Source organism: Streptomyces sp. AF1A (assembly GCF_047340315.1).
Lineage (GTDB): Bacteria > Actinomycetota > Actinomycetes > Streptomycetales > Streptomycetaceae > Streptomyces.
The window spans coordinates 37,747-56,039 of sequence record NZ_JBLEBI010000028.1; the positions used below are offsets into that span (position 1 = coordinate 37,747).

Sequence of the window (18,293 nt, forward strand, 5' to 3'; positions counted from 1 at the left end):
TCCCCTACAGGCGGCAGGCGTGAATGGCCGTGGTCAGGATGGCGCGGGCGCCGATGGCGTAGAGGTCGTCCATGATCCGCTGCGCCTCCTTGGCGGGGACCATGGCGCGGACCGCGACCCAGCCCTCGTTGTGCAGCGGGGAGACGGTGGGGGACTCGAGGCCGGGGGTGAGCGCGACGGCCTTCTCCAGCTGCTCGACGCGGCAGTCGTAGTCCATCATCACGTACGTCCGGGCGACCAGGACGCCCTGGAGGCGGCGCAGGAACTGCTGGACCTTGGGCTCCTCGCCGTCGGCGCCGGTGCGCCGGATGACGATGGCCTCAGAGGTCATGATCGGCTCGCCGAAGACCTCCAGGCCCGCGTTGCGCAGGCTGGTCCCGGTCTCCACGACATCGGCGATGACCTCGGCGACGCCCAGCTCGATCGCGGTCTCCACGGCGCCGTCCAGGTGGACGACGGAGGCGTCGACCCCGCTGTCGGCGAGGTGCCCCGCGACGATGCCCTCGTAGGAGGTGGCGACCGTCCTGCCCTTGAGGTCCTCGATGCCATCTGCCGTACCCGGCTTGGCGGCGAAGCGGAAGGTGGAGCGGGCGAAGCCCAGCGGCAGGATCTCCTCGGCGCCGGCGCCGGAGTCGACCAGCAGGTCGCGGCCGGTGATGCCCAGGTCGAGGCGGCCGGAGGCGACGTAGATCGCGATGTCGCGGGGGCGGAGGTAGAAGAACTCGACCTCGTTCTGCGGGTCGACGACCCGCAGTTCCTTGGACTCCCGGCGCTGCTGGTAGCCGGCCTCATGCAGCATGTCCCCCGCAGGGCCGGACAGGGAACCCTTGTTGGGGACGGCGATGCGCAGCATGAGGTCGGCTTCCTTCGTTCGTTCTCTGGGGGCTCGGGGTACGGGCTCGGCTTACAGGTGGGCGTAGACGTCGTCCAGGGAGATCCCGCGGGCGACCATCATCACCTGGACGTGGTACAGCAACTGGGAGATCTCCTCGGCGGCCGCCTCCCTGCCCTCGTACTCGGCGGCCATCCAGACCTCGGCGGCCTCTTCGACGACCTTCTTGCCGATGGCATGGACGCCCTTGCCGACCAGTTCTGCGGTGCGGGAGGTGGCGGGATCGCCGTGGGCGGCCTTGTGCTGGAGCTCGGTGAAGAGCTCCTCGAACGTCTTCTTGGACATGGTGGTCCTTACCCTACGCGCTTCGGCCGGTACCTCAGTGCCAGGGTTCGGATACTGAGCGAAGTGTGGCCGCGGTCGCGACCGCCGCGGTCACCGCCTCGTGTCCCTTGTCCTCGTTGGAGCCCTCCAGGCCGGCCCGGTCCAGGGCCTGTTCCTCGGTGTCGCAGGTGAGCACGCCGAAGCCGACGGGCACGCCCGTCTCGACGGACACCTGGGTGAGGCCCTGGGTGACGCCCTGGCAGACGTAGTCGAAGTGGGGGGTGCCGCCGCGGATGACGACCCCGAGGGCGACCACCGCGTCGTAGCCGCGCCCGGCCAGGACCTTGGCGGCGACCGGGAGCTCGAAGCTGCCCGGAACCCGGATCAGGGTCGGCTCGTCGATCCCCAGTTCGTGCAGGGCGCGCAGGGCGCCGTTCACCAGACCGTCCATCACCTTGTCGTGCCACTGCGCCGCGATGACGGCGACCCTGAGGTCGCTCGCATTGCGTACGGACAGTTCCGGTGCACCCTTGCCGCTCACGTCTCTCCTAAGTGCTTTCTCTTACTGGTTGCCGCAGGTGGACGCCGCCGCGGCCGCGGAGGCAGCGGCGGCAGGCGTGTCCAGCCAGGGCAGGTCGTGCCCCATCCGGTCCCGCTTGGTGCGCAGGTAACGGAGGTTGTGCTCGCCCGCCTGGACGGGCATCGACACGCGGCCGGTGACCTTCAGGCCGTGGCGCAGCAGCGCGTCGGTCTTGTCGGGATTGTTGGTCATCAGGCGGACGCTGCGCACGCCGAGGTCGGCGAGGATCTGCGCGCCGGCGCCGTAGTCGCGGGCATCCGCGGGCAGGCCGAGCTCGAGGTTGGCGTCGAGGGTGTCGCGGCCCTGTTCCTGGAGTTGGTAGGCGCGCAGCTTGGACAGCAGGCCGATGCCGCGCCCCTCGTGTCCGCGCAGGTAGACGACCACGCCCCGGCCCTCCTCCTGGATGCGCCGCAGGGCGCCGTCCAGCTGGGGGCCGCAGTCGCAGCGCAGGGAGGCGAAGACGTCTCCGGTGAGGCACTCGGAGTGGACGCGGACCAGGACGTCCTCGCCGTCGCCGATGTCTCCGTGGACGAGGGCGACGTGTTCGACGCCGTCGGCGGCGGAGCGGTAGCCGTAGGCGGTGAACGTGCCGTGCCGGGTGGGCAGGCGGGTCTCGGCCTCGCGATGGACGGTGGGCTCGCTGCCGCGGCGGTAGGCGATCAGGTCCTCGATGGAGATGATCGTCAGGCCGTGCTTGCGGGCGAACGGGATCAGCTCGGGCAGGCGCAGCATGCGGCCGTCCTCGCCGGCGATCTCGACGATGGCGCCGGCCGGGCGGAGCCCGGCGAGCCGGGCGAGGTCGACGGCCGCCTCGGTGTGCCCGTTGCGCACGAGCACGCCGCCGGGCCTGGCGCGCAGCGGGAAGACGTGGCCGGGCCGGACGAAGGCGGCTGGCTCCGCCGTACCGCTCGCCAGCAGCTGCAGCGTGGTCGCGCGGTCGGCGGCCGAGATGCCGGTGCTCACGCCGTGAGCGGCGCCTGCGTCCACGGAGATGGTGAACGCGGTCTTCATCGACTCGGTGTTGTCCTCGACCATCTGCGGCAGCCGCAGCCGGTCCAGTTCCTCGCCCTCCATGGGGGCGCAGATCAGGCCCCGGCACTCGCTCATCATGAAGGCGACGATCTCGGGGGTCGCCTTCTCGGCGGCGATGACGAGGTCGCCCTCGTTCTCCCGGTCCTCGTCGTCCACGACCACGACCGGGCGGCCGGCCGCGATGTCGGCGATGGCCTGCTCGACCGGGTCGAGCCCGAAGTCCGCGATGTCGTCGGTGTCGTACAGCAGAGGGGCCGAGGTCATGCCGGCGCTCCTTCCAGGACGGGCCGCGGGCTCCTGCGGGAGCGCAGCCACCAGTCGCGCATGCCCCACAGGACGAGTGCGCCGTAGATGACGTAGACGAAGCCGGAGAAGGCGTAGCCATTGGCGAAGTTGAGGGGGACGCCGACCAGGTCGACGAGCAGCCAGGCGAACCAGAACTCCACCATCCCCTTCGCCTGGGCGTACATGGCGACCACGGTGCCGACGAAGATGTAGGCGTCCGGCCAGGGGTCCCAGGACAGCTTCGGGAACGCGGTGAAGAGCAGGGCGACGACGACCGTGCCGACGGCCGCGGCGCCGACGAGGGCGGCCCGCTCGCGCCACGTGGCGAACCTCGGGGCGATGTGGCCGTCACCGTCCTCGCCGCGGCCACGGTTCCACTGCCAGAAGCCGTAGGCGGCGACGGCCATGACGACGGCCTGCTTGCCGGCGCTGCCGGTGAGGTGGCCGTAGAAGGCCGCGAAGAGGACCAGCCCGGACACGAACTGCACCGGCCAGGTCCACAGCGAGCGCCGCCAGCCGAGGGCGAGGGCTGCCAGGCCGAAGATGTTGCCGATCATGTCGGACCACAGGATGTGCTGTCCGAAGAGGGTGAAGGCCTCGGAGTTGAGCGAGTTCACCGCCCGGCCCCCTGACCGGGCGCCAGCAGCCGCTCCACGTACTTGGCGATGACGTCCACCTCGAGGTTGACCGGGTCGCCGGGCTGCTTCACGCCGAGCGTGGTCAGGCCGAGGGTGGTCGGGATGAGGCTGACGCTGAAGTGGTCGGGGCCGGCCTCCACGACCGTGAGGCTGATGCCGTCCACGGTGATGGAGCCCTTCTCGACGACGTAGCGGGAGAGCTCCGCCGGGAGCGAGATCCTGACGATCTCCCAGTTCTCGGAGGGCTTGCGCTCCAGCACCTCGCCGGTGCCGTCGACGTGGCCCTGCACGATGTGCCCGCCGAGGCGCGCGCCCACGGCGGTGGGGCGCTCCAGGTTCACGCGGGAGCCGACGGTGAGCGCGCCCAGGCTGGAGCGGTTCAGCGTCTCGGCCATGACGTCGGCGGTGAACTCGTCGCCCTCGTGGTCGACGACGGTGAGACACACCCCGTTCACGGCGATGGAGTCGCCGTGCTGCGCGCCCTCGGTCACGACGGGGCCGCGGAGCCGGAAGCGGGAGGCGTCGCCGAGGTTCTCGACGGCGGTGACTTCACCCAGCTCTTCGACGATTCCGGTGAACACTTCCCGGGTCCTCCTGCCTCTTGGGGCACGGACTCCGGGGCCTGTCGATGACGACAGAATCAACGGGCGAGGACACATCGCGGGCGTCGCCGAGAAGGACCCGTCCACACGGGACGAGCCCAGATACGGCGGCGCGCACACTCAACGCGTGCCCACCCGCCGCGCACTGCCTCCCATCCGGACTTTAACCGTCGGTCCAGGAATTTCACCTGGTCAACCGGTCGCTGGAAGCGACCGGGTCGCGGACTGTAACCGCCGGTTCGGAGTTTCACCGACCCCGGAGTGCGCTGCTTCTGGTACACGGCAAGTGTGCCATGCCCGGAGCGCACCCAGACAGGGACAGCGTGTGGGTTCGCTCACACTGTGTGCCGCTGGACTTGCGCGACGGAGTCGGCCCGGTCAACTCCCGTCCCGGAGGGGCGCGTTGAGCTGGTCCGGACCCATTGACCGTACTGGTCTAGTCCTTTTAGGGTGCGGGCAGGGCCCGGCGGCGGTGACGACGGCCCTTGCCCGCCGCCGGGCCGCCCACGGCGTCTCCGGCCCGGCGCACCGGCGCATGTCACGTTTCCGGGCGCCGTCGCGGTCTCATCGGAGAAGGGCGTCCCGACCGGGGGCGTCCGGGTCCGGAGGGACGGGAACAGCATGACCACCATCCTGGTGACCGGCGGCACCGGCACGCTCGGCCGGCACGTCACCGAGCGGCTGCGGACGGACGGGCACGAGGTGCGGGTGCTCAGCCGGCGCGCTCAGCCGTACGCCGTCGATCTGCGCGCGGGCGGGGCGGGGCTGGACGCCGCCCTCGCGGGCGTGCGGACGGTGGTGCACTGCGCGAGCAGTCCGCGGGGCGGCGACGAGAAGGCTGCGGGCCACCTCATCGAGGCCGCCCGGCGGGCCGGGGTGCGCCACCTGGTCCAGATCTCCATCGTCGGCGTCGACCGGGTCCCGCTGGGGTACTACCGCTCCAAGCTGGCGGTGGAGCGGCAGATCGAGCGGTCGGGGCTCGACTGGACGATCCTGCGCGCGACCCAGTTCCACGACCTGCTGGTGACGCTGTTCCAGCAGCTGGGCAGGCCCCCCGTGATGCTGCTGCCCGCCGGGGTCTGCGACCAGCCGGTGGAGGTGACCGAAGTCGCCGACCGCCTGGCCGAGTTGGCGCTCGCCGCGCCGGCCGGACGGGTGCCGGACATGGGCGGGCCCGAGGTCCGTACGCTCGACTCGCTGGCCCGCGCGTACCTGGGGGCGACCGGCAGGCGCCGGGCCATCGCGCACCTGCCCCTGCTCGGCAGGACCTATCGCGCCTTCCGGGACGGCGGGCATCTGACACCCGAGCAGGCGGTGGGCAAGGGGACGTTCGAGGACTACCTGGCGCGGCGGTTCGGGCGGCCGACGAGCCGTTAGCGCTCCGGCGGCGCGAACAGCTCGTCCTGCGCCCGGTCCCGGGCCGTCAGCAGCGCTCCGCGCAGCACGGCGGCCCCGCCGAGGCTGCTCGCCCGCACCTCGGTGGCCAGCGGCGACATGCGCCGCAGCCGCTCCTCGACCATTCCGGCGAGCACCGCTCCCCCGGCCTGGCCGACCTCACCGCCGAGCACCACACACCCCGGATCCAGGATGGCGGCGACGGAGGCGGCCCCCACGGCGACCCGGTCGGCAAGGGCCTCGAGAAAGCGAACGGCGGGGGCTGCCGCGCACGTGGCTCCGCCGGCGCCCGGGCCTGTCCCGCCGCCCTCGAACCCTGCGGGGCCGGCATCTGCGGAGCCCGCCACGCGCCCGGGCCCGCCGGCACCCGGGCCCACGGGTGCGTACGTGCCGTCGGGCGCGCCGGCACGCCGGTCTGCCGTGGCACCCCCGACAGCCCCAAGATCCGCGGAACCGGACACGGGCCCCACCCCACCGGCACCCGAAACTGCCGTGGCGGCCACGCCCCTCGCCATGCCACCGCCCGGGTCCGCCGGGGAAGCCGTGTCCGCGGGGGTTCCGCCAGCGGGACGGGCGGGGGGACCCACGCCGCCGGCCCCACCGGTGTCCAGGTCCGCGCGGGCGGTCACGTCCTCGGTGCCGGCGGCTGCCTCCGCTGGTTCTGCCGTCAGGTGCGAGCTCCCCGCCTTCGCGCCGGTGCGCTCCCCGCCCGCGTGCACGACGGCAGGCACCGTGCCGCGCGCGGCCGCCTCCTGCACCGCGGCCCGTACGACCTCTGCCGCGCCGGGACCCCCCGGGGGGCCGGGCACCGGCAGCCCGAAGTCCGCGGCGAGGGCCCCGATCGCCGCCGCTCCCACCAGCGAGTGGAAGCCTCCGCCGCAGTCCGTGGCCGAGGGCAGGGTGCGCGTGCCCGGGACCGGCAGGAAGCCGATCTCGCCGGTGCCGCCCGAGGCGCCCCGGCGCAGGGTGCCGTCGAGGACGACGGCGGCGCCGACTCCGTGGCCGAGCCACAGCAGGACGAAGGTGTCACGGTCCCGGGCGGCGCCCTCGCGCTGTTCGGCCAGGGCGGCCAGATTGGTCTCGTTCTCCACGGTGACGCGGGCGCCCCGCAGCCGTTCCTGCAACGCGGCGGCAAGGCTCCGGTGCCAGGCGGGCAGCCCGGCGGAGTCCCGGAGGTCGCCGGTGGCCGGGTCGACCAGGCCCGGTGCGCCGATGCCGACGGTGTGCAGCGGGTCCGCACCGGCCTCCTTGGCGGTCCGCTCGACCGCGGCCACCGCCTGCTCCACGGCGGGCCCGGTCCCGCTGTCCCCGCCGATCGGCACGGACGCCTCGGCGAGCACGCGCCCCACCAGGTCGGAGATGAGCACGAGCACACCCCCGGTACGCACGTCCAGCGCGGCCAGATGGGCGCGGTCGGCGACGATGCCGTAGAGCCGCGCGTTCGGGCCCCGACGGACCTCGCCGGACTCGCCGACGACGGTGATCAGCCCGGAGGCGGTGAGCCGTTCGACGAGGTCGGCGACCGTCGGCCGGGACAGCCCCGTCAGCTGCTTCAACTGCCCTGCCGTGAGCGGGCCTTCCTGCTGCAGCAGCCGCAGGGCAAGCCGGTCGTTGATGGCCCGGGCAGTGCTGGGTGATGCGGGCATGACGGGAATCCTCCCAGATCGACGGACCGGGTCACCTGTCGCAGAACTCGCTATCTATCAGGCAGGGACCCTGATAGTTTACCGGCGACGTGCGGCAGGGACGCGCCGGGGAACCCCGGAGGAGGAGCTGGGACATGAGTGACGTGGGGTACGCGCGGGGCGAGGTCAGGCGCGCCCGGTACGCCGTGGCGGCCGTGTTCGCCGTGCACGGAGCCGTGACCGGCTCCTTCGCGACCCGCGTCCCCTGGATCCAGGACCACGCCTCGCTGAGCGCGGGCCAGTTGGGGTTCGCGCTGGCCTTCACGGCGTTCGGCGCGTCGTGCGCGATGCCGCTGGCGGGCCGGATCAGCCACCGCTTCGGCAGCCGTACGGCGCTGCGCGGCCTGCTGGCGCTGTGGACGCTGTCGCTGGCGCTGCCGTCCCTCGCGCCGAACCTGTACACGCTGTGCCTGGCGATGTTCACCTACGGCGCGAGCGCGGGCATGGCCGACGTCGCGATGAACGCGCTCGGCGTCGAGATAGAGCGACTGCTGGGCAAATCCGTCATGTCCGGGCTGCACGGCATGTGGAGCGCGGGCGCGCTGGTCGGCTCGGCGGCCGGCACGCTCGCCGCGCACCTCGGCTCGGACGCGCGCGTGCACTTCCTGCTCACCGCCGCCGTCCTGACCGCGCTCGGCCTGCTGGTCTGCTCCTGGGTGCTGGACCTGCAGCCCGCCGAGGACGAGGAGCCGCCGCCGCGGTTCGCGCTGCCGCCGCGCTCGGCCCTGCTGATCGGCACGGTCGGCTTCTGCGCGGTGTTCGCGGAGGGCGCGAGCCTCGACTGGTCGGCGGTGTTCCTGCGGGACCGGCTGGACAGCTCGGCGGGCCTGGCGGCGGCGTCGACCACCGGGTTCATGCTGACGATGGCCGTGGCGCGGATCGCCGGGGACGCCGTGGTGAACCGATTCGGCGCGGTCCGCACCGTGCGGGCCGGCGGGTTCCTGGCCGTGCTCGGCGGGCTGCTGATCGTCACCTCGGGGCACCGGGCTCCGGTGATGTGCGGGTTCGGCCTCATGGGGCTCGGCATCGCGGTCGTCGTCCCGCTGTGCTTCGCCGCTGCCGGGCACGCGGGCCCCAATCCGAGCCAGGCCATCGCGGGCGTGGCGACCATCACCTACACCTCGGGGCTGATCGCGCCGAGCCTGATCGGCGGGGTGGCCCAGGCGACCAGCCTCGTGGTCTCGTTCTGCGTGGTGACCGCGCTGGCGTGCGGGCTCGCGCTGTTCGCGGGGGTGCTGCGCACCGCCGAGCGCGGCGGCCGGAAGGAGATCAGTCCGCAGGCCGCAGCAGTTCCCGACCCGCGGCCCTGAAGGCGTCGCTCCACGGCGCGGGGCGCAGCGTCGAGGCGTCCAGCCGGACCAGCACCCGGGTGCCCCGGGCGTAGGTCTCGGTCCCGTCGGCCGAGCAGAAGCGGAAGCCGTAGGTCAGGCCGGTGGTGCCGAGCCGCTCCAGCCAGAGGTGCACGGCGTAGGTGCCGGGGCGGGTGACCGGCGCCTCGTAGCCGATGCGCAGCTCGCGGACGGCGTTGCAGGCGTCGCCCGCCGCCTGCCAGTCGCCGTCGAAGCGGACGCCGTGCTCGTTCCACAGCTGGGTCCAGGCGCGCTCGACCATCAGCGGGTAGCGGGCGTTGTGCAGGAGCCCGAGCGCGTCGAGGTCGTCGAAGTGGACGGTGACGGGGACCAGCCGGCCGTAGGAGACGAAGGGGGCGGTCGGGGCTTCGGCGGTCACGGTCGGGGCCTCCTGGGCATCGCTGGCGGGGTGCGGACACCCCCGGGCGCTCCCCATACTAAGCGACCGCTCAGCAACCTCGGCCGGGAAGGGCCTGCTCAGCCCGCCGTCGAGCCCGGCTGCTCGGCGACGGGGCGCGGCGCCCACAGGTCTCCGCCGGGCGGCGCCCGCGGCTTCGGCACGGCCGCCCACGCCGCCGCGTGCACGGCGTCGGTGGCCGCGTACCGCAGGAACTCGAGGTCCGGGCGCGGCCGGGCGGCGGCCCCGGTCGCGCCGGAGCAGATTCACATCCATATATCTGATTCATGAACAGGACCGGGTGGGCGTAGAGCCGCCAGGTACCCCTGACAATGGTTCGGAACGTCTTCACGTACACAGAAAGCGAAACCCACCATGGACCTCGGCGTGCGCTGGAAGCTGCACGGTGACGGGCGCACGCCCGAGCCCGGAGCGGTCGTGCGACCCGACGAACGGCTCTCCTGGCCCCGGACCGTGGGCCTTGGCGCCCAGCACGTGGTCGCGATGTTCGGCGCCTCCTTCGTGGCCCCCGTGCTCATGGGCCTGGACCCGAACCTCGCGATCATGATGTCGGGCGTGGCGACCGTGATCTTCCTGCTCGCCACCCGCGGCCGGGTGCCGAGCTACCTCGGATGCTCCCTGTCCTTCGTGGGCGTGGCCGCCGTGATCCGCGCCCAGGGCGGTACGAGCGCCACCGTGACCGGTGCGGTGTTCGTGGTCGGCGCCGTGCTCTTCCTGGCGGGGCTCGCCGTGCAGCGGTTCGGCGCGCGGATCATCCACGCGGCCATGCCGCCGATCGTCACCGGCGCGGTCGTCATGCTGATCGGCTTCAACCTGGCCCCGGTCACCGCCTCCACCTACTGGCCGCAGGACCAGTGGACCGCCCTGCTGGTGATGCTGTTCACCGGGCTGGCCGTGGTGTGCCTGCGCGGGTTCTGGTCCCGCATCGCGATCTTCCTGGGCCTGGTGTTCGGCTACGCCGTCTCCTGGGCCTTCGACCGGGTCTTCGGCAGGATTCACTCGACGAGCGCGAGCGGCAAGGTCACCGATCACTGGCGGCTGGACCTCTCCGGCGTCTCCAAGGCCGACTGGATCGGGCTGCCGCACTTCCACGGGCCGTCCTTCCAGTGGTCGGCGGTCCTGGTCGCGCTGCCCGTCGTGATCGCCCTGGTCGCGGAGAACGCGGGCCACGTCAAGGCGGTCGGCGAGATGACCGGCGACCCGCTGGACGACAAGCTGGGCACGGCGATCTCGGCGGACGGAGTCGCCTCCATGCTGTCCACCGCGGTCGGCGGCCCGCCGAACACCACCTACTCCGAGAACATCGGCGTGATGGCCGCCACCCGCGTCTACTCCACCGCCGCCTACTGGGCCGCCGCCGGCTTCGCCCTGCTCTTCGGTCTGTGCCCGAAGTTCGGCGCGGTCGTCGCCGCCGTCCCGGGCGGTGTCCTCGGCGGCATCACCGTGATCCTCTACGGCATGATCGGCCTGCTCGGCGCCCAGATCTGGCTCAACGCCAAGGTCGACCTGCGCAACCCGCTGAACCTGGTCCCGGCCGCGGCGGGCATCATCATCGGCGTCGGCAACGTCAGCATGAAGTTCACCGACACCTTCTCCCTCAGCGGTATCGCGCTCGGCACGCTCGTCGTGATCACCGGCTACCACGCGCTGCGCCTCTTCGCCCCCGCCCACCTGAAGAAGCAGGAGCCGCTGCTGGACGAGGGCACCTCCAGCTACGACCCCCAGTCGCCGCGCGCCACGTCGTAGCCCCGGGGTGGTCGCGGTCACCGCCGGCGCCGCCCCGGAGCGCGGCCCGGCACCGGGCATCCGGGACCGGCCGCCGCCTCTCACCGGTGCCGCGGTCGTCCGTTCCCCCGTTCCGGGGAAGCGCCGGGCCGGTCGGCGCGCCGGCCGGCCCAGGGCTGCGACGCTTCCCCCATGACTGTGCTGGAACACGTCACCAGGCCCGTCGACGCGGTGGTCTCCCGGATGCGCGCCCTCGACGCGGCCCTGCCCGCCCGGGACGGCGTCGCCGTGTTCAACCGGGTCTACCTCACCGTCACCGAGGAGGTCGACCGGCGACTGCACGGCGGGGAGTTCCCGGACCCGCGGGCGGCGACGGCGCTCGACGTGCGGTTCGCACAGCGGTATCTGGCGGCGGTCGACGCGGCGGCCGCGGACCGTCGCCCGCCCGCCTGCTGGCGGCCGCTGTTCCAGTTCCGCCGCCATCCCGGCGTACGGCCGCTGCAGTTCGCGCTGGCGGGCGTCAACGCGCACATCGGGCACGACCTGGCGCTCGCCGTGGTCGACAGCTGCCACGCGCTCGGCTGCGAACCGGCCGATCTGGAGGACGAGTTCGACCGCGTGGGCGAACTCCTCGTGGCACTGGAGGAGCGCGTCCGCGAGGAGGTGATGCCGGGCCCCGACCTGCTCCAGATCGCCGATCCGCTCACCCATCTCCTGGGCGCCTGGAGCCTGGAGCGGGCCCGCGACGCCGCCTGGGCCGCGGCACGGGCGCTGTGGGCGCTGCGCCACTGCCGTGACGTCGCCGAGGAGTTCGCCGAACGCCTGGACGCGGCCGTGGGGTTCGCGGGGCGGATGCTGCTCACCCCGCTGCCCGGCTGAGCCGGCTCGGTCCGCGGCCCCGCGCGCCTTCGCCGGAACCCGTCCCTGATCCCGGACGTTGACGGCACGTACCCGATGGCAGAGGAGCAACGCATGGCGATCAGGCTCGGTCTCGGCCTTCCCCAGATGCAGCAGTTCACGATCGGCAGGGACGTCCCCGACGTGGCCCGCGCCGCCGAGGACATCGGCTACGACAGTCTGTGGGTCTTCGAGCGGGCCCTCTTCCCCGAGCCGGCCACCCAGGGCCTGTACGGCATCCCGGGCCTGCCCTGGCCCGACGAGTACCGGAACGTGGCCGACCCGCTGGTCACCCTGGCGCTGGCGACCGCGGCCACCGAACGGGCGGAGCTGGGCACGAGCGTCCTGGTGGCTCCGCTGCACCTGCCGTTCCAGCTCGCCAAGGCCCTCGCCACGCTGGACGCGGCCGGCGGCGGCCGGTTGATCGCGGGATTCGGCACCGGCTGGTCGCTGGACGAGTACGCGGCCTCGGGCGTACGGCCGTTCGAGGAGCGCGGCCGGGTGCTGGACGAGATCATCGCGGTGTGCCGTGCGGTGTGGGGCCCGGACCCGGTCGTCCACGACGGCCCCGTCAGCCGGATCACGTCGGCTGTCGTCGGGCCCAAGCCCGCCCGGCCCATCCCGATCCTGCTGGCCGCGAGCACCCGCAAGGCGCGGGAGCGGCTCGTCGAGCACGCCGACGGCTGGCTGCCGACGGCCATGGGCGTCGAGCAGGTCGCGGGTCAGTGGGACGCGTTGCGGGACCTGGCCGCCGAGCGCGGCCGGCGGCAGCCGATCAGGACGGTGCTCCGGGTGAACGCGCGCTACTCGGCCGGGGCCGGCGAGGCCGCGGGCCGGCGCCCGTTCCACGGCAGCGTGGACCAGATCGTCGAGGACCTTCTCGCGTACGAGCGGATCGGGCTGGAGGAGATCCTGGTCGACCTGCAGAGCGGCGTGCGGGACGCCGAGGAGCTGAAGGACGTCGCCGCGGAGGTGTACGAGAAGGTCAGGGCGGCCGGGGTGTGATCTCGGCCGCCCAGGCCTTCGGAGGCCGGCCGGGTGCCTTCGTTCTCACAGGCTCCGGGTGGTGAGGCGCTTGCCGTCCCGGGCCACGAGGATGAGGTTCCAGGCGGTGGCGTTGTCGCCGTCGTCGCCGTCCCACCAGGTCGCGAACGTGTCGGCCAACCGTTTCACGTCGGTCTTCGCACTCCTGTCGGTGTAGCCGGTGGTGAGTTCGACGTCGTAGTCGCGGTCGCCGAGGTGGACGAGAACCGCCTCGGCGGCCCGCCGCGCGGACTGCTCCGCTCCGATCTCTGCGGCCCAGGAGCGGAAACGGGCCAGCAGGTCCGGGTCGGGCCGGCGGCGCGTCACCGGCCCTGCGGGCGGACGACGCTCCGCTCCCGTCCCCACCGCGTGCTTGCAGCCCATCACCCAGGCCCCGCGGTCCCTCTCCACCACGCTCTGCGGCTGAGCCGTGAGGGACCGGCGGGCACAGCCGCCCCACACCACCTCGCGGACCGCGGCGCCCTTGCCGCCGTCCGCGAAGAGCCGTCTGCCGGTGCTCCATCCGGCGTCGTAGGCCGCCTCGTAGCCGTGCTCGACGGCGACACGGGACGCGGCCGCCCGCGGCGTCGCGCCGCTGCCGCCGTCACATGACACGGCGGCCACTCCCACGAGGGCAGCCGCCATCGGCAGCCCGACCCGCCGCGCCAGTGTGGATGAGCGCATGCCCCGTCTCCCCTCTCGGTGCCCTTGACGGCCATCACGTCAGAGCCCCGATACGAGGACCCGGTTGCTTCGTGGCATCGCCTTCACGCCCGGGACGGGGTGGGGGCGGGGCATGATCTCCGCGCGGCACGGAGCGGAGGACGCGGACCGGCAGGTGGAGCCGGTTCGAACGAGCGGTCTAGTCCTCGGGGAGCTCCACGGGCGCGATCTCGTCGTACACGTCGCCGGGGCCGGGGTTGGCCGCGTCGGTCGAGCCCCCGAAGTGGTGCATGACGCCCCAGACGGCGTTCAGCGCGGTCTGCACGGCGCCCTCGGCCCATCCGGCGGTCCAGGAGATGTCGTCGCCGGCGAGGAAGATGCCCCGCTTGTCCTCCGGCAGCCGGTCCTGCATGAAGTGCGTGAACAGGCGCCGCTGGTAGCGGTAGTGGCCGGGCAGGTTGGCCTTGAACGCGCCCATGAAGTAGGGCTCGTTCTCCCAGGAGACGGTCACCGGGCCGCCGATGATGTGCTTCCTGATGTCGACCTTCGGGTAGATCTCGCCCAGCGACTTCAGCATGACCTCCATCCGCTCGTTCGCGGACAGGGGCAGCCACTTCAGGCTGTCGTCGCACCAGGTGTAGGAGAGGCAGATGACGGCGGGCCGGTCGGGACCGTTGTCGAGCAGGTACGTGCCGCGGGTCATGCGGTCCGTCAGCGTCATCGACATCACGTCCCGGCCGGTCTCCTCGTCCTTGTCCAGCCAGAACGGCCGGTCGACCGGGACGAAGAGCTTGGAGGACTCCATGTAGTGGGTGCGCTCGATCGCGGTCCAGTGGTCGATCGGGAACAGCTCGTCGTCGCACTGGATCTTGGACAGCAGCATCCAGGACTGGGCGGTGAAGATCGCCGCCTTGTAGGTGCGGATGTCGCCGTTCGCGTCCGTCACCGTGATCTGGTTGCCGGCGGTGCGGTGCAGCCGGGTCACGGCCGGGCGCGGCTCGCCGTTCACGTGCAGGGACTTCAGCGAGGTGCCGTACGGCCAGTGGACGATCTTCTCCGGCTCGCGCTCCCACAGGCGCAGCGGCAGTTGCTGCGAGCCGTCGACGATGCCGCGGTGGTGGTCGTCGGCCTCGGTGTAGACGACGCGCAGGATCTCCAGGATGGAGTTGGGGAAGTCGGTGTCCCAGCCGCCGGTGCCGAAGCCGACCTGGCCGAAGATCTCGCGGTGCCGGAAGGACCTGAAGGCCTCGGAGTCGCACAGGAAGCCGTAGAAGGTCTGGTTGTCCAGCTTCTCCACCAGCCGGGCCCAGATCTCGCGGATGCGCGGGACGTCACGCTCGCGCATGGCGCGGTTCATGTCGGAGAAGTCGGCGCCCTCTTCGAGGCACTTGTTCCAGGCGTCCGCGACGTCCCGGTAGACCTGCGGCAGGTCGTCGACGGTCTCGGCGTAGTGCGACTCGCCCTTGAGGTCCACGACGGTGGAGGGGGTGGCCTCGGCCAGCGGGTTCGGGAAGGGCCTGGTCTCCAGGCCGACCAGGTCGATGTAGTGCTGGAGGGCGGTGGAGGACGGCGGGAAGCGCATCGCGCCCATCTCGGCGGTCAGCGACTCGTCGCAGCCCTCGAAGCCTACGGTGCGCAGCCGGCCGCCGATCCGGTCGGCCTCGTAGACGACGGGCTTGAGGCCCATCTTCATCAGCTCGTAGGCGGCGACGATGCCGGACAGGCCGCCGCCGATGATCGCGACCTCGGTGCCGTGCTCGGTCGCGGGTACCTGGCCCAGGCCCGCCGGGTGGGCGAGGTAGTCGTCGTAGGCGTAGGGGAAGTCCGGGCCGAACATGGTGATCGGCGGCTGCTGCGCGTCGGTGTGCTCGACGGCGTTGGGCACCGTGGACGTCATGGGGTACGGACTCCTTGCACGGGGTGGTACGGGGAGGGCTTGGAGGGGTTCAGACGAGAGAGCCGTACAGACCGGGGCGGCGGTCCTTCAGGTACGGGTTGGCCTCGCGGGAGGCGGCCAGGAAGGCGGGGTCGACGTCGGCGACCACCAGTTCCTCGCCGCGGCCGGCGCGCGTGCGGGCGATGCCGTCGGGGCCGGCGAGGGCGGAGAGCCCGAAGAACTCGAACTCGCCCTCGGGGCCGACCCGGTTGACGTACGCGACGTACATCTGGTTCTCCCAGGCACGCACCGGCACCATCGACTCGGCGACGAACTGGAACGGGTGCATGTTCGCCGTCGGCACGACGAGCAGGTCGGTGCCGGCCAGGGCGTGGGCGCGCGCGTTCTCCGGGAACTCGACGTCGTAGCAGATCATGATGCCGACGGTCAGGCCGCCCAGCCGGGCCTGGACGAGCGACTGCTCGCCCGGGGTGAAGTGGTCGCGCTCGGCGCAGCCGAAGAGGTGGGTCTTGCGGTAGTTCGCGAGCCGCGCCCCGTCGGCGGAGATCAGCTGTGCGGAGTTGTAGACGGTCTCGCCGTCGCGCTCCGGGTAGCCGTAGACGATCGCCAGGCCGTGCCGGGCGGCGGTCTCGGCGACCGCGTCGGCGGAGCCGCCGTCGGCGGGCTCGGCGAGGCGGGCGATGTCGTCGCCAATCGCGTACCCGGTGAGGAACATCTCCGGCGCGGCCAGCAGCGCGGCGCCCGCGGCGGCGGCACGGCCCGCGGCCGCGTCGAGGACCTCGAGGTTCTCGGCGACGGAGCCCGGGCGGCCGGAGCTCTGGAGCAGGGCGGTGCGCATGGGTCTTCCTCACCGGTACGGGACGTTCGGGGTCACCTAGAAGGTACGGTCGCCGCGCCGGGCCGGACAAGGAGGAGCCGTTGCGCGCCGATGCGCGCTTCGTTGCGTGCGGCGCGGGTTCGGCGGCGATTCGTTGCGGGCTGCGCCCGGACCACCGCCGGCGGGGCCGGGCCGGCGGTGGTCCCGGGGGGCATGCCGCCGTCCCGGCCGGGGGCGGCTACTTCCCGGTGCCGACCGGATCGACGGTGATGGCGGTGCCGGAACCGTCGGTGACGGGAACGGTGATGCGCACGGGCAGGGTGTGGGAGTGGGTCTCGCCGGGCGGGGTGACGACGAGGCTGGTGAAGGTCTCGCCGCTGCCGCCGGAGTTGTTCGGCGGGTAGTGCAGGGTGAACCGGGTCTCCTCCCCCGGCTTGAGGGCGGCCAAAGGCGCCGCGAGCCTGCTGCGGCCGGCGCTGACGGTGCCGTCCTTGCTCTTCAGGTCGGCGCCGGGGAAGCCCTTGAGGGTGCAGGTGGCCGGGCCGGTGTTCTTCAGGTTCACGATGAGCGTGCCCTCGGCCATGCCGCCGGAGGTGCCGAACGCCAGCTGGGAGGTCTTGCAGGCGCCGGACGCGCCGCCCGCGGCCGAGGCGCCGCCGGCGCCCGAGTGCCCGGTGCCAGTGCTCGCCCCGGCGGACGCGTTGCCGCCGCCGGTGCCCGGGGAGGCCGAGGCCGGCTGCCGGGAGCCGGAGCCCGGGGTCGAGGAGCCGGTCGGGCCGGCGGCCTTGTCGTCACCGCTGCCCTGGCAGGCGGTGAGCGACAGGCCCGCGACGACGGCGACGGCGAGCAGCGAGAGCTTGTGGACGCGCATGGTTCCCCCTCGGTGGTCGGGTGACTTTCCGTTTCCTGAGAGCCCGGCGGCAGGGGTCGCGTTCCGGTCGGCACCGTTCTCGTACGGGGCTGTGACACGGCACTAGATCTCGCGCAGCCGCTCCACGATCTCCCGCAGCAGCCCGGGCTCGGCGGCCGGGCCGGTGACCGGCAGGCGGCGGGGCGCGTCGATGCGGATCAGGCCGGCCTCGGCGAGGTCGCCGAGCAGCACGCGGACCACCGTGAGGGGCAGGTCGGCGTCCGCGGCCAGCTCCACGACCGGGCGGGGGCCGCGCCGGATCAGTTCGAGGAGGGCGGTGCGGGCGTGGTCGATGCCGGCGCCGGGCGGGTCCGCCTCCAGCGCGGTGACACGGGACATCAGGTCGATGGCGTGCCGCTCCGACGGCCGGGTGCGGCCCCTGGTCACCGTGTAGGGACGCACCATCGGCCCGGTCTCGTCCTCATACCAGTGCTCGTCGCTCACGGCGGCGTCACGGGGTGGTGCGGGCGGCGGCGTCCAGGTGGCGGCCGAGGCGGCGGACGAGCAGGGCCATCTCGTGGGCGAGCTGCCCGACGTCGGTCCGGGCCTCGCTGAGGACGGCGAGGCGGCTGCCGTGTCCGGCCGGGGTGATGAACAGATAGGCGTCGTCGAGCATCACCATGGTCTGGCGCACCTCGCCCGCCCCGAACCGCTCCCCCGCCGACCGGGCGAGGCCGTGGAAGCCGGAGCAGACGGCGGCCAGGTGCTCGATGTCGCGCCGGCGCATGCCGTCCGAGGTGCTGAGCGGGAGGCCGTCGGCGGTGAGCAGCACGGCCTGCCGGACGTGGTCGGTGCGCGCCACGAGGTCGTCCAGCAGCCAGCCGAGGTCCGTGCCGGGCGCTCCGGCGGGTACGGCGGACTGCTCCGGGTTCTGGTCCTCAGCGTGCATCGTCGGTGTCCGTCCCTTCGTCGACGTGGGTGTGCGCGGGCAGCCCCCTACGGCCACGGTCGAGTCCGCGCTGGAAGGCGCCGAAGATCGTCCGCATCTCCTCGGCGTCGGGCTCCCGCCCGTCCTCGCTCCGCGTCGGCGGCTCCCTCGGCTCCCGCACGAGCGGGGCCTGGCGGACCCGGGTGGGCAGGGCGGGGACGGCCCGGACGTCCCGGTCGTCGGCGGTGAACGAGTGCACCGCCGACGCGTCCCGCCCCGTCTCCGGTTCCCGCCGGACCGGGCCTTCGCCCGCAGCCGTGACCGCCTCCTGGGGTGCGGCACCGGGCGCCGGG

General features: G+C 73.0%; 19 protein-coding genes, 2 pseudogenes and 1 riboswitch. Of the genes and pseudogenes, 5 read left to right on the top strand and 16 right to left on the bottom strand.

The window, feature by feature from the left end:
* Positions 1–4: 4 nt before the first annotated feature.
* Genes hisG through ACLU3S_RS11905 form a run of 6 tightly spaced genes read right to left on the bottom strand, consistent with a single transcriptional unit; the run spans position 5 to position 4,272 of the window.
* Positions 5–853 carry an ATP phosphoribosyltransferase gene (gene hisG / locus ACLU3S_RS11880; RefSeq protein ID WP_413951744.1) on the bottom strand — a complete coding sequence of 283 codons (849 nt, stop codon included), beginning with the start codon at positions 851–853 and terminating at the stop codon, positions 5–7.
* Between the two features lie 51 nt (positions 854–904).
* Complete coding sequence (locus ACLU3S_RS11885; protein WP_061930286.1) at positions 905–1,177, bottom strand: phosphoribosyl-ATP diphosphatase; 273 nt, start codon at positions 1,175–1,177, stop codon at positions 905–907.
* Positions 1,178–1,211: 34 nt separating this feature from the next.
* Positions 1,212–1,697, bottom strand: coding sequence for a 6,7-dimethyl-8-ribityllumazine synthase (gene ribH, locus ACLU3S_RS11890; protein ID WP_413951745.1), 486 nt, complete (start codon positions 1,695–1,697; stop codon positions 1,212–1,214).
* Positions 1,698–1,718: 21 nt separating this feature from the next.
* Positions 1,719–3,032, bottom strand: a complete 1,314-nt coding sequence (locus ACLU3S_RS11895) for a bifunctional 3,4-dihydroxy-2-butanone-4-phosphate synthase/GTP cyclohydrolase II (protein WP_413951746.1) — start codon at positions 3,030–3,032, stop codon at positions 1,719–1,721.
* Positions 3,029–3,670, bottom strand: coding sequence for a nicotinamide mononucleotide transporter family protein (locus ACLU3S_RS11900; protein ID WP_413951747.1), 642 nt, complete (start codon positions 3,668–3,670; stop codon positions 3,029–3,031). The genes ACLU3S_RS11895 and ACLU3S_RS11900 overlap by 4 nt, the downstream gene beginning before the upstream one ends.
* Complete coding sequence (locus ACLU3S_RS11905; protein WP_413951748.1) at positions 3,667–4,272, bottom strand: riboflavin synthase; 606 nt, start codon at positions 4,270–4,272, stop codon at positions 3,667–3,669. The genes ACLU3S_RS11900 and ACLU3S_RS11905 overlap by 4 nt, the downstream gene beginning before the upstream one ends.
* A gap of 159 nt (positions 4,273–4,431) precedes the next feature.
* Positions 4,432–4,562: riboswitch (FMN riboswitch) on the bottom strand.
* Positions 4,563–4,914: 352 nt separating this feature from the next.
* Between ACLU3S_RS11905 and ACLU3S_RS11910 the strand changes: the two genes are divergently transcribed.
* Entirely contained in the window at positions 4,915–5,670 is a 756-nt protein-coding gene (locus ACLU3S_RS11910) for an SDR family oxidoreductase (protein ID WP_413951749.1), read from the top strand.
* On the opposite strand, the gene ACLU3S_RS11915 is transcribed toward ACLU3S_RS11910, so the two are convergent.
* Positions 5,667–7,334 carry an ROK family protein gene (locus tag ACLU3S_RS11915; protein WP_413951750.1) on the bottom strand — a complete coding sequence of 556 codons (1,668 nt, stop codon included), beginning with the start codon at positions 7,332–7,334 and terminating at the stop codon, positions 5,667–5,669. The genes ACLU3S_RS11910 and ACLU3S_RS11915 overlap by 4 nt on opposite strands.
* 134 nt (positions 7,335–7,468) lie before the next feature.
* Here ACLU3S_RS11915 and ACLU3S_RS11920 point away from each other — a divergent pair, with 134 nt between their 5' ends.
* Positions 7,469–8,683: an MFS transporter gene (locus ACLU3S_RS11920; protein ID WP_413951751.1), complete on the top strand. Its 1,215-nt coding sequence runs from the start codon at positions 7,469–7,471 to the stop codon at positions 8,681–8,683.
* Here the strand turns inward: ACLU3S_RS11920 and ACLU3S_RS11925 are convergent.
* Together ACLU3S_RS11925 and ACLU3S_RS11930 are read right to left on the bottom strand one after the other, a co-directional pair.
* On the bottom strand, positions 8,643–9,101 hold the full coding sequence (locus ACLU3S_RS11925) for an acyl-CoA thioesterase (protein ID WP_413951752.1): 459 nt from the start codon (positions 9,099–9,101) through the stop codon (positions 8,643–8,645). The two genes, ACLU3S_RS11920 and ACLU3S_RS11925, sit on opposite strands and share 41 nt — an antisense overlap.
* A 98-nt stretch (positions 9,102–9,199) precedes the next feature.
* Positions 9,200–9,373: pseudogene (locus tag ACLU3S_RS11930) on the bottom strand (alginate lyase); the annotation flags it as partial.
* Between the two features lie 121 nt (positions 9,374–9,494).
* Here ACLU3S_RS11930 and ACLU3S_RS11935 point away from each other — a divergent pair.
* From ACLU3S_RS11935 to ACLU3S_RS11945, 3 genes are all read left to right on the top strand, one after another.
* On the top strand, positions 9,495–10,886 hold the full coding sequence (locus tag ACLU3S_RS11935; protein WP_413951753.1) for a uracil-xanthine permease family protein: 1,392 nt from the start codon (positions 9,495–9,497) through the stop codon (positions 10,884–10,886).
* A gap of 171 nt (positions 10,887–11,057) precedes the next feature.
* Positions 11,058–11,744, top strand: a complete 687-nt coding sequence (locus ACLU3S_RS11940) for a DUF5995 family protein (RefSeq protein WP_413951754.1) — start codon at positions 11,058–11,060, stop codon at positions 11,742–11,744.
* A gap of 93 nt (positions 11,745–11,837) precedes the next feature.
* On the top strand, positions 11,838–12,767 hold the full coding sequence (locus tag ACLU3S_RS11945; RefSeq protein ID WP_413951755.1) for an LLM class F420-dependent oxidoreductase: 930 nt from the start codon (positions 11,838–11,840) through the stop codon (positions 12,765–12,767).
* Positions 12,768–12,812: 45 nt separating this feature from the next.
* On the opposite strand, the gene ACLU3S_RS11950 is transcribed toward ACLU3S_RS11945, so the two are convergent.
* The 7 genes and pseudogenes from ACLU3S_RS11950 to ACLU3S_RS11980 all read right to left on the bottom strand — a co-directional run.
* Positions 12,813–13,469, bottom strand: a complete 657-nt coding sequence (locus ACLU3S_RS11950; protein ID WP_413951756.1) for a hypothetical protein — start codon at positions 13,467–13,469, stop codon at positions 12,813–12,815.
* A gap of 178 nt (positions 13,470–13,647) precedes the next feature.
* On the bottom strand, positions 13,648–15,345 hold the full coding sequence (locus ACLU3S_RS11955; RefSeq protein WP_413951757.1) for a flavin monoamine oxidase family protein: 1,698 nt from the start codon (positions 15,343–15,345) through the stop codon (positions 13,648–13,650).
* A gap of 49 nt (positions 15,346–15,394) precedes the next feature.
* Complete coding sequence (locus tag ACLU3S_RS11960; RefSeq protein ID WP_413951758.1) at positions 15,395–16,183, bottom strand: carbon-nitrogen hydrolase family protein; 789 nt, start codon at positions 16,181–16,183, stop codon at positions 15,395–15,397.
* A 217-nt stretch (positions 16,184–16,400) separates the two neighbouring features.
* Complete coding sequence (locus ACLU3S_RS11965) at positions 16,401–17,033, bottom strand: DUF4232 domain-containing protein (protein ID WP_413951759.1); 633 nt, start codon at positions 17,031–17,033, stop codon at positions 16,401–16,403.
* A gap of 102 nt (positions 17,034–17,135) precedes the next feature.
* Positions 17,136–17,516: a DUF742 domain-containing protein gene (locus ACLU3S_RS11970; RefSeq protein ID WP_413951760.1), complete on the bottom strand. Its 381-nt coding sequence runs from the start codon at positions 17,514–17,516 to the stop codon at positions 17,136–17,138.
* Between the two features lie 7 nt (positions 17,517–17,523).
* Complete coding sequence (locus tag ACLU3S_RS11975) at positions 17,524–17,961, bottom strand: roadblock/LC7 domain-containing protein (protein WP_413951761.1); 438 nt, start codon at positions 17,959–17,961, stop codon at positions 17,524–17,526.
* Positions 17,951–18,293, bottom strand: a pseudogene (locus tag ACLU3S_RS11980) (histidine kinase); the annotation flags it as partial. The gene ACLU3S_RS11975 and the pseudogene ACLU3S_RS11980, both read right to left, overlap by 11 nt.

Bases quoted from the DNA above. Each gene is read 5' to 3' on its own strand.
- hisG (WP_413951744.1), bottom strand. From the start codon at position 853: ATGCTGCGCATCGCCGTCCCCAACAAGGGTTCCCTGTCCGGCCCTGCG.
- ACLU3S_RS11885 (WP_061930286.1), bottom strand. From the start codon at position 1,177: ATGTCCAAGAAGACGTTCGAGGAGCTCTTCACCGAGCTCCAGCACAAG.
- ACLU3S_RS11895 (WP_413951746.1), bottom strand. From the start codon at position 3,032: ATGACCTCGGCCCCTCTGCTGTACGACACCGACGACATCGCGGACTTC.
- ACLU3S_RS11910 (WP_413951749.1), top strand. From the start codon at position 4,915: ATGACCACCATCCTGGTGACCGGCGGCACCGGCACGCTCGGCCGGCAC.
- ACLU3S_RS11915 (WP_413951750.1), bottom strand. From the start codon at position 7,334: ATGCCCGCATCACCCAGCACTGCCCGGGCCATCAACGACCGGCTTGCC.
- ACLU3S_RS11920 (WP_413951751.1), top strand. From the start codon at position 7,469: ATGAGTGACGTGGGGTACGCGCGGGGCGAGGTCAGGCGCGCCCGGTAC.
- ACLU3S_RS11935 (WP_413951753.1), top strand. From the start codon at position 9,495: ATGGACCTCGGCGTGCGCTGGAAGCTGCACGGTGACGGGCGCACGCCC.
- ACLU3S_RS11940 (WP_413951754.1), top strand. From the start codon at position 11,058: ATGACTGTGCTGGAACACGTCACCAGGCCCGTCGACGCGGTGGTCTCC.
- ACLU3S_RS11945 (WP_413951755.1), top strand. From the start codon at position 11,838: ATGGCGATCAGGCTCGGTCTCGGCCTTCCCCAGATGCAGCAGTTCACG.
- ACLU3S_RS11950 (WP_413951756.1), bottom strand. From the start codon at position 13,469: ATGCGCTCATCCACACTGGCGCGGCGGGTCGGGCTGCCGATGGCGGCT.
- ACLU3S_RS11955 (WP_413951757.1), bottom strand. From the start codon at position 15,345: ATGACGTCCACGGTGCCCAACGCCGTCGAGCACACCGACGCGCAGCAG.
- ACLU3S_RS11960 (WP_413951758.1), bottom strand. From the start codon at position 16,183: ATGCGCACCGCCCTGCTCCAGAGCTCCGGCCGCCCGGGCTCCGTCGCC.
- ACLU3S_RS11965 (WP_413951759.1), bottom strand. From the start codon at position 17,033: ATGCGCGTCCACAAGCTCTCGCTGCTCGCCGTCGCCGTCGTCGCGGGC.
- ACLU3S_RS11975 (WP_413951761.1), bottom strand. From the start codon at position 17,961: ATGCACGCTGAGGACCAGAACCCGGAGCAGTCCGCCGTACCCGCCGGA.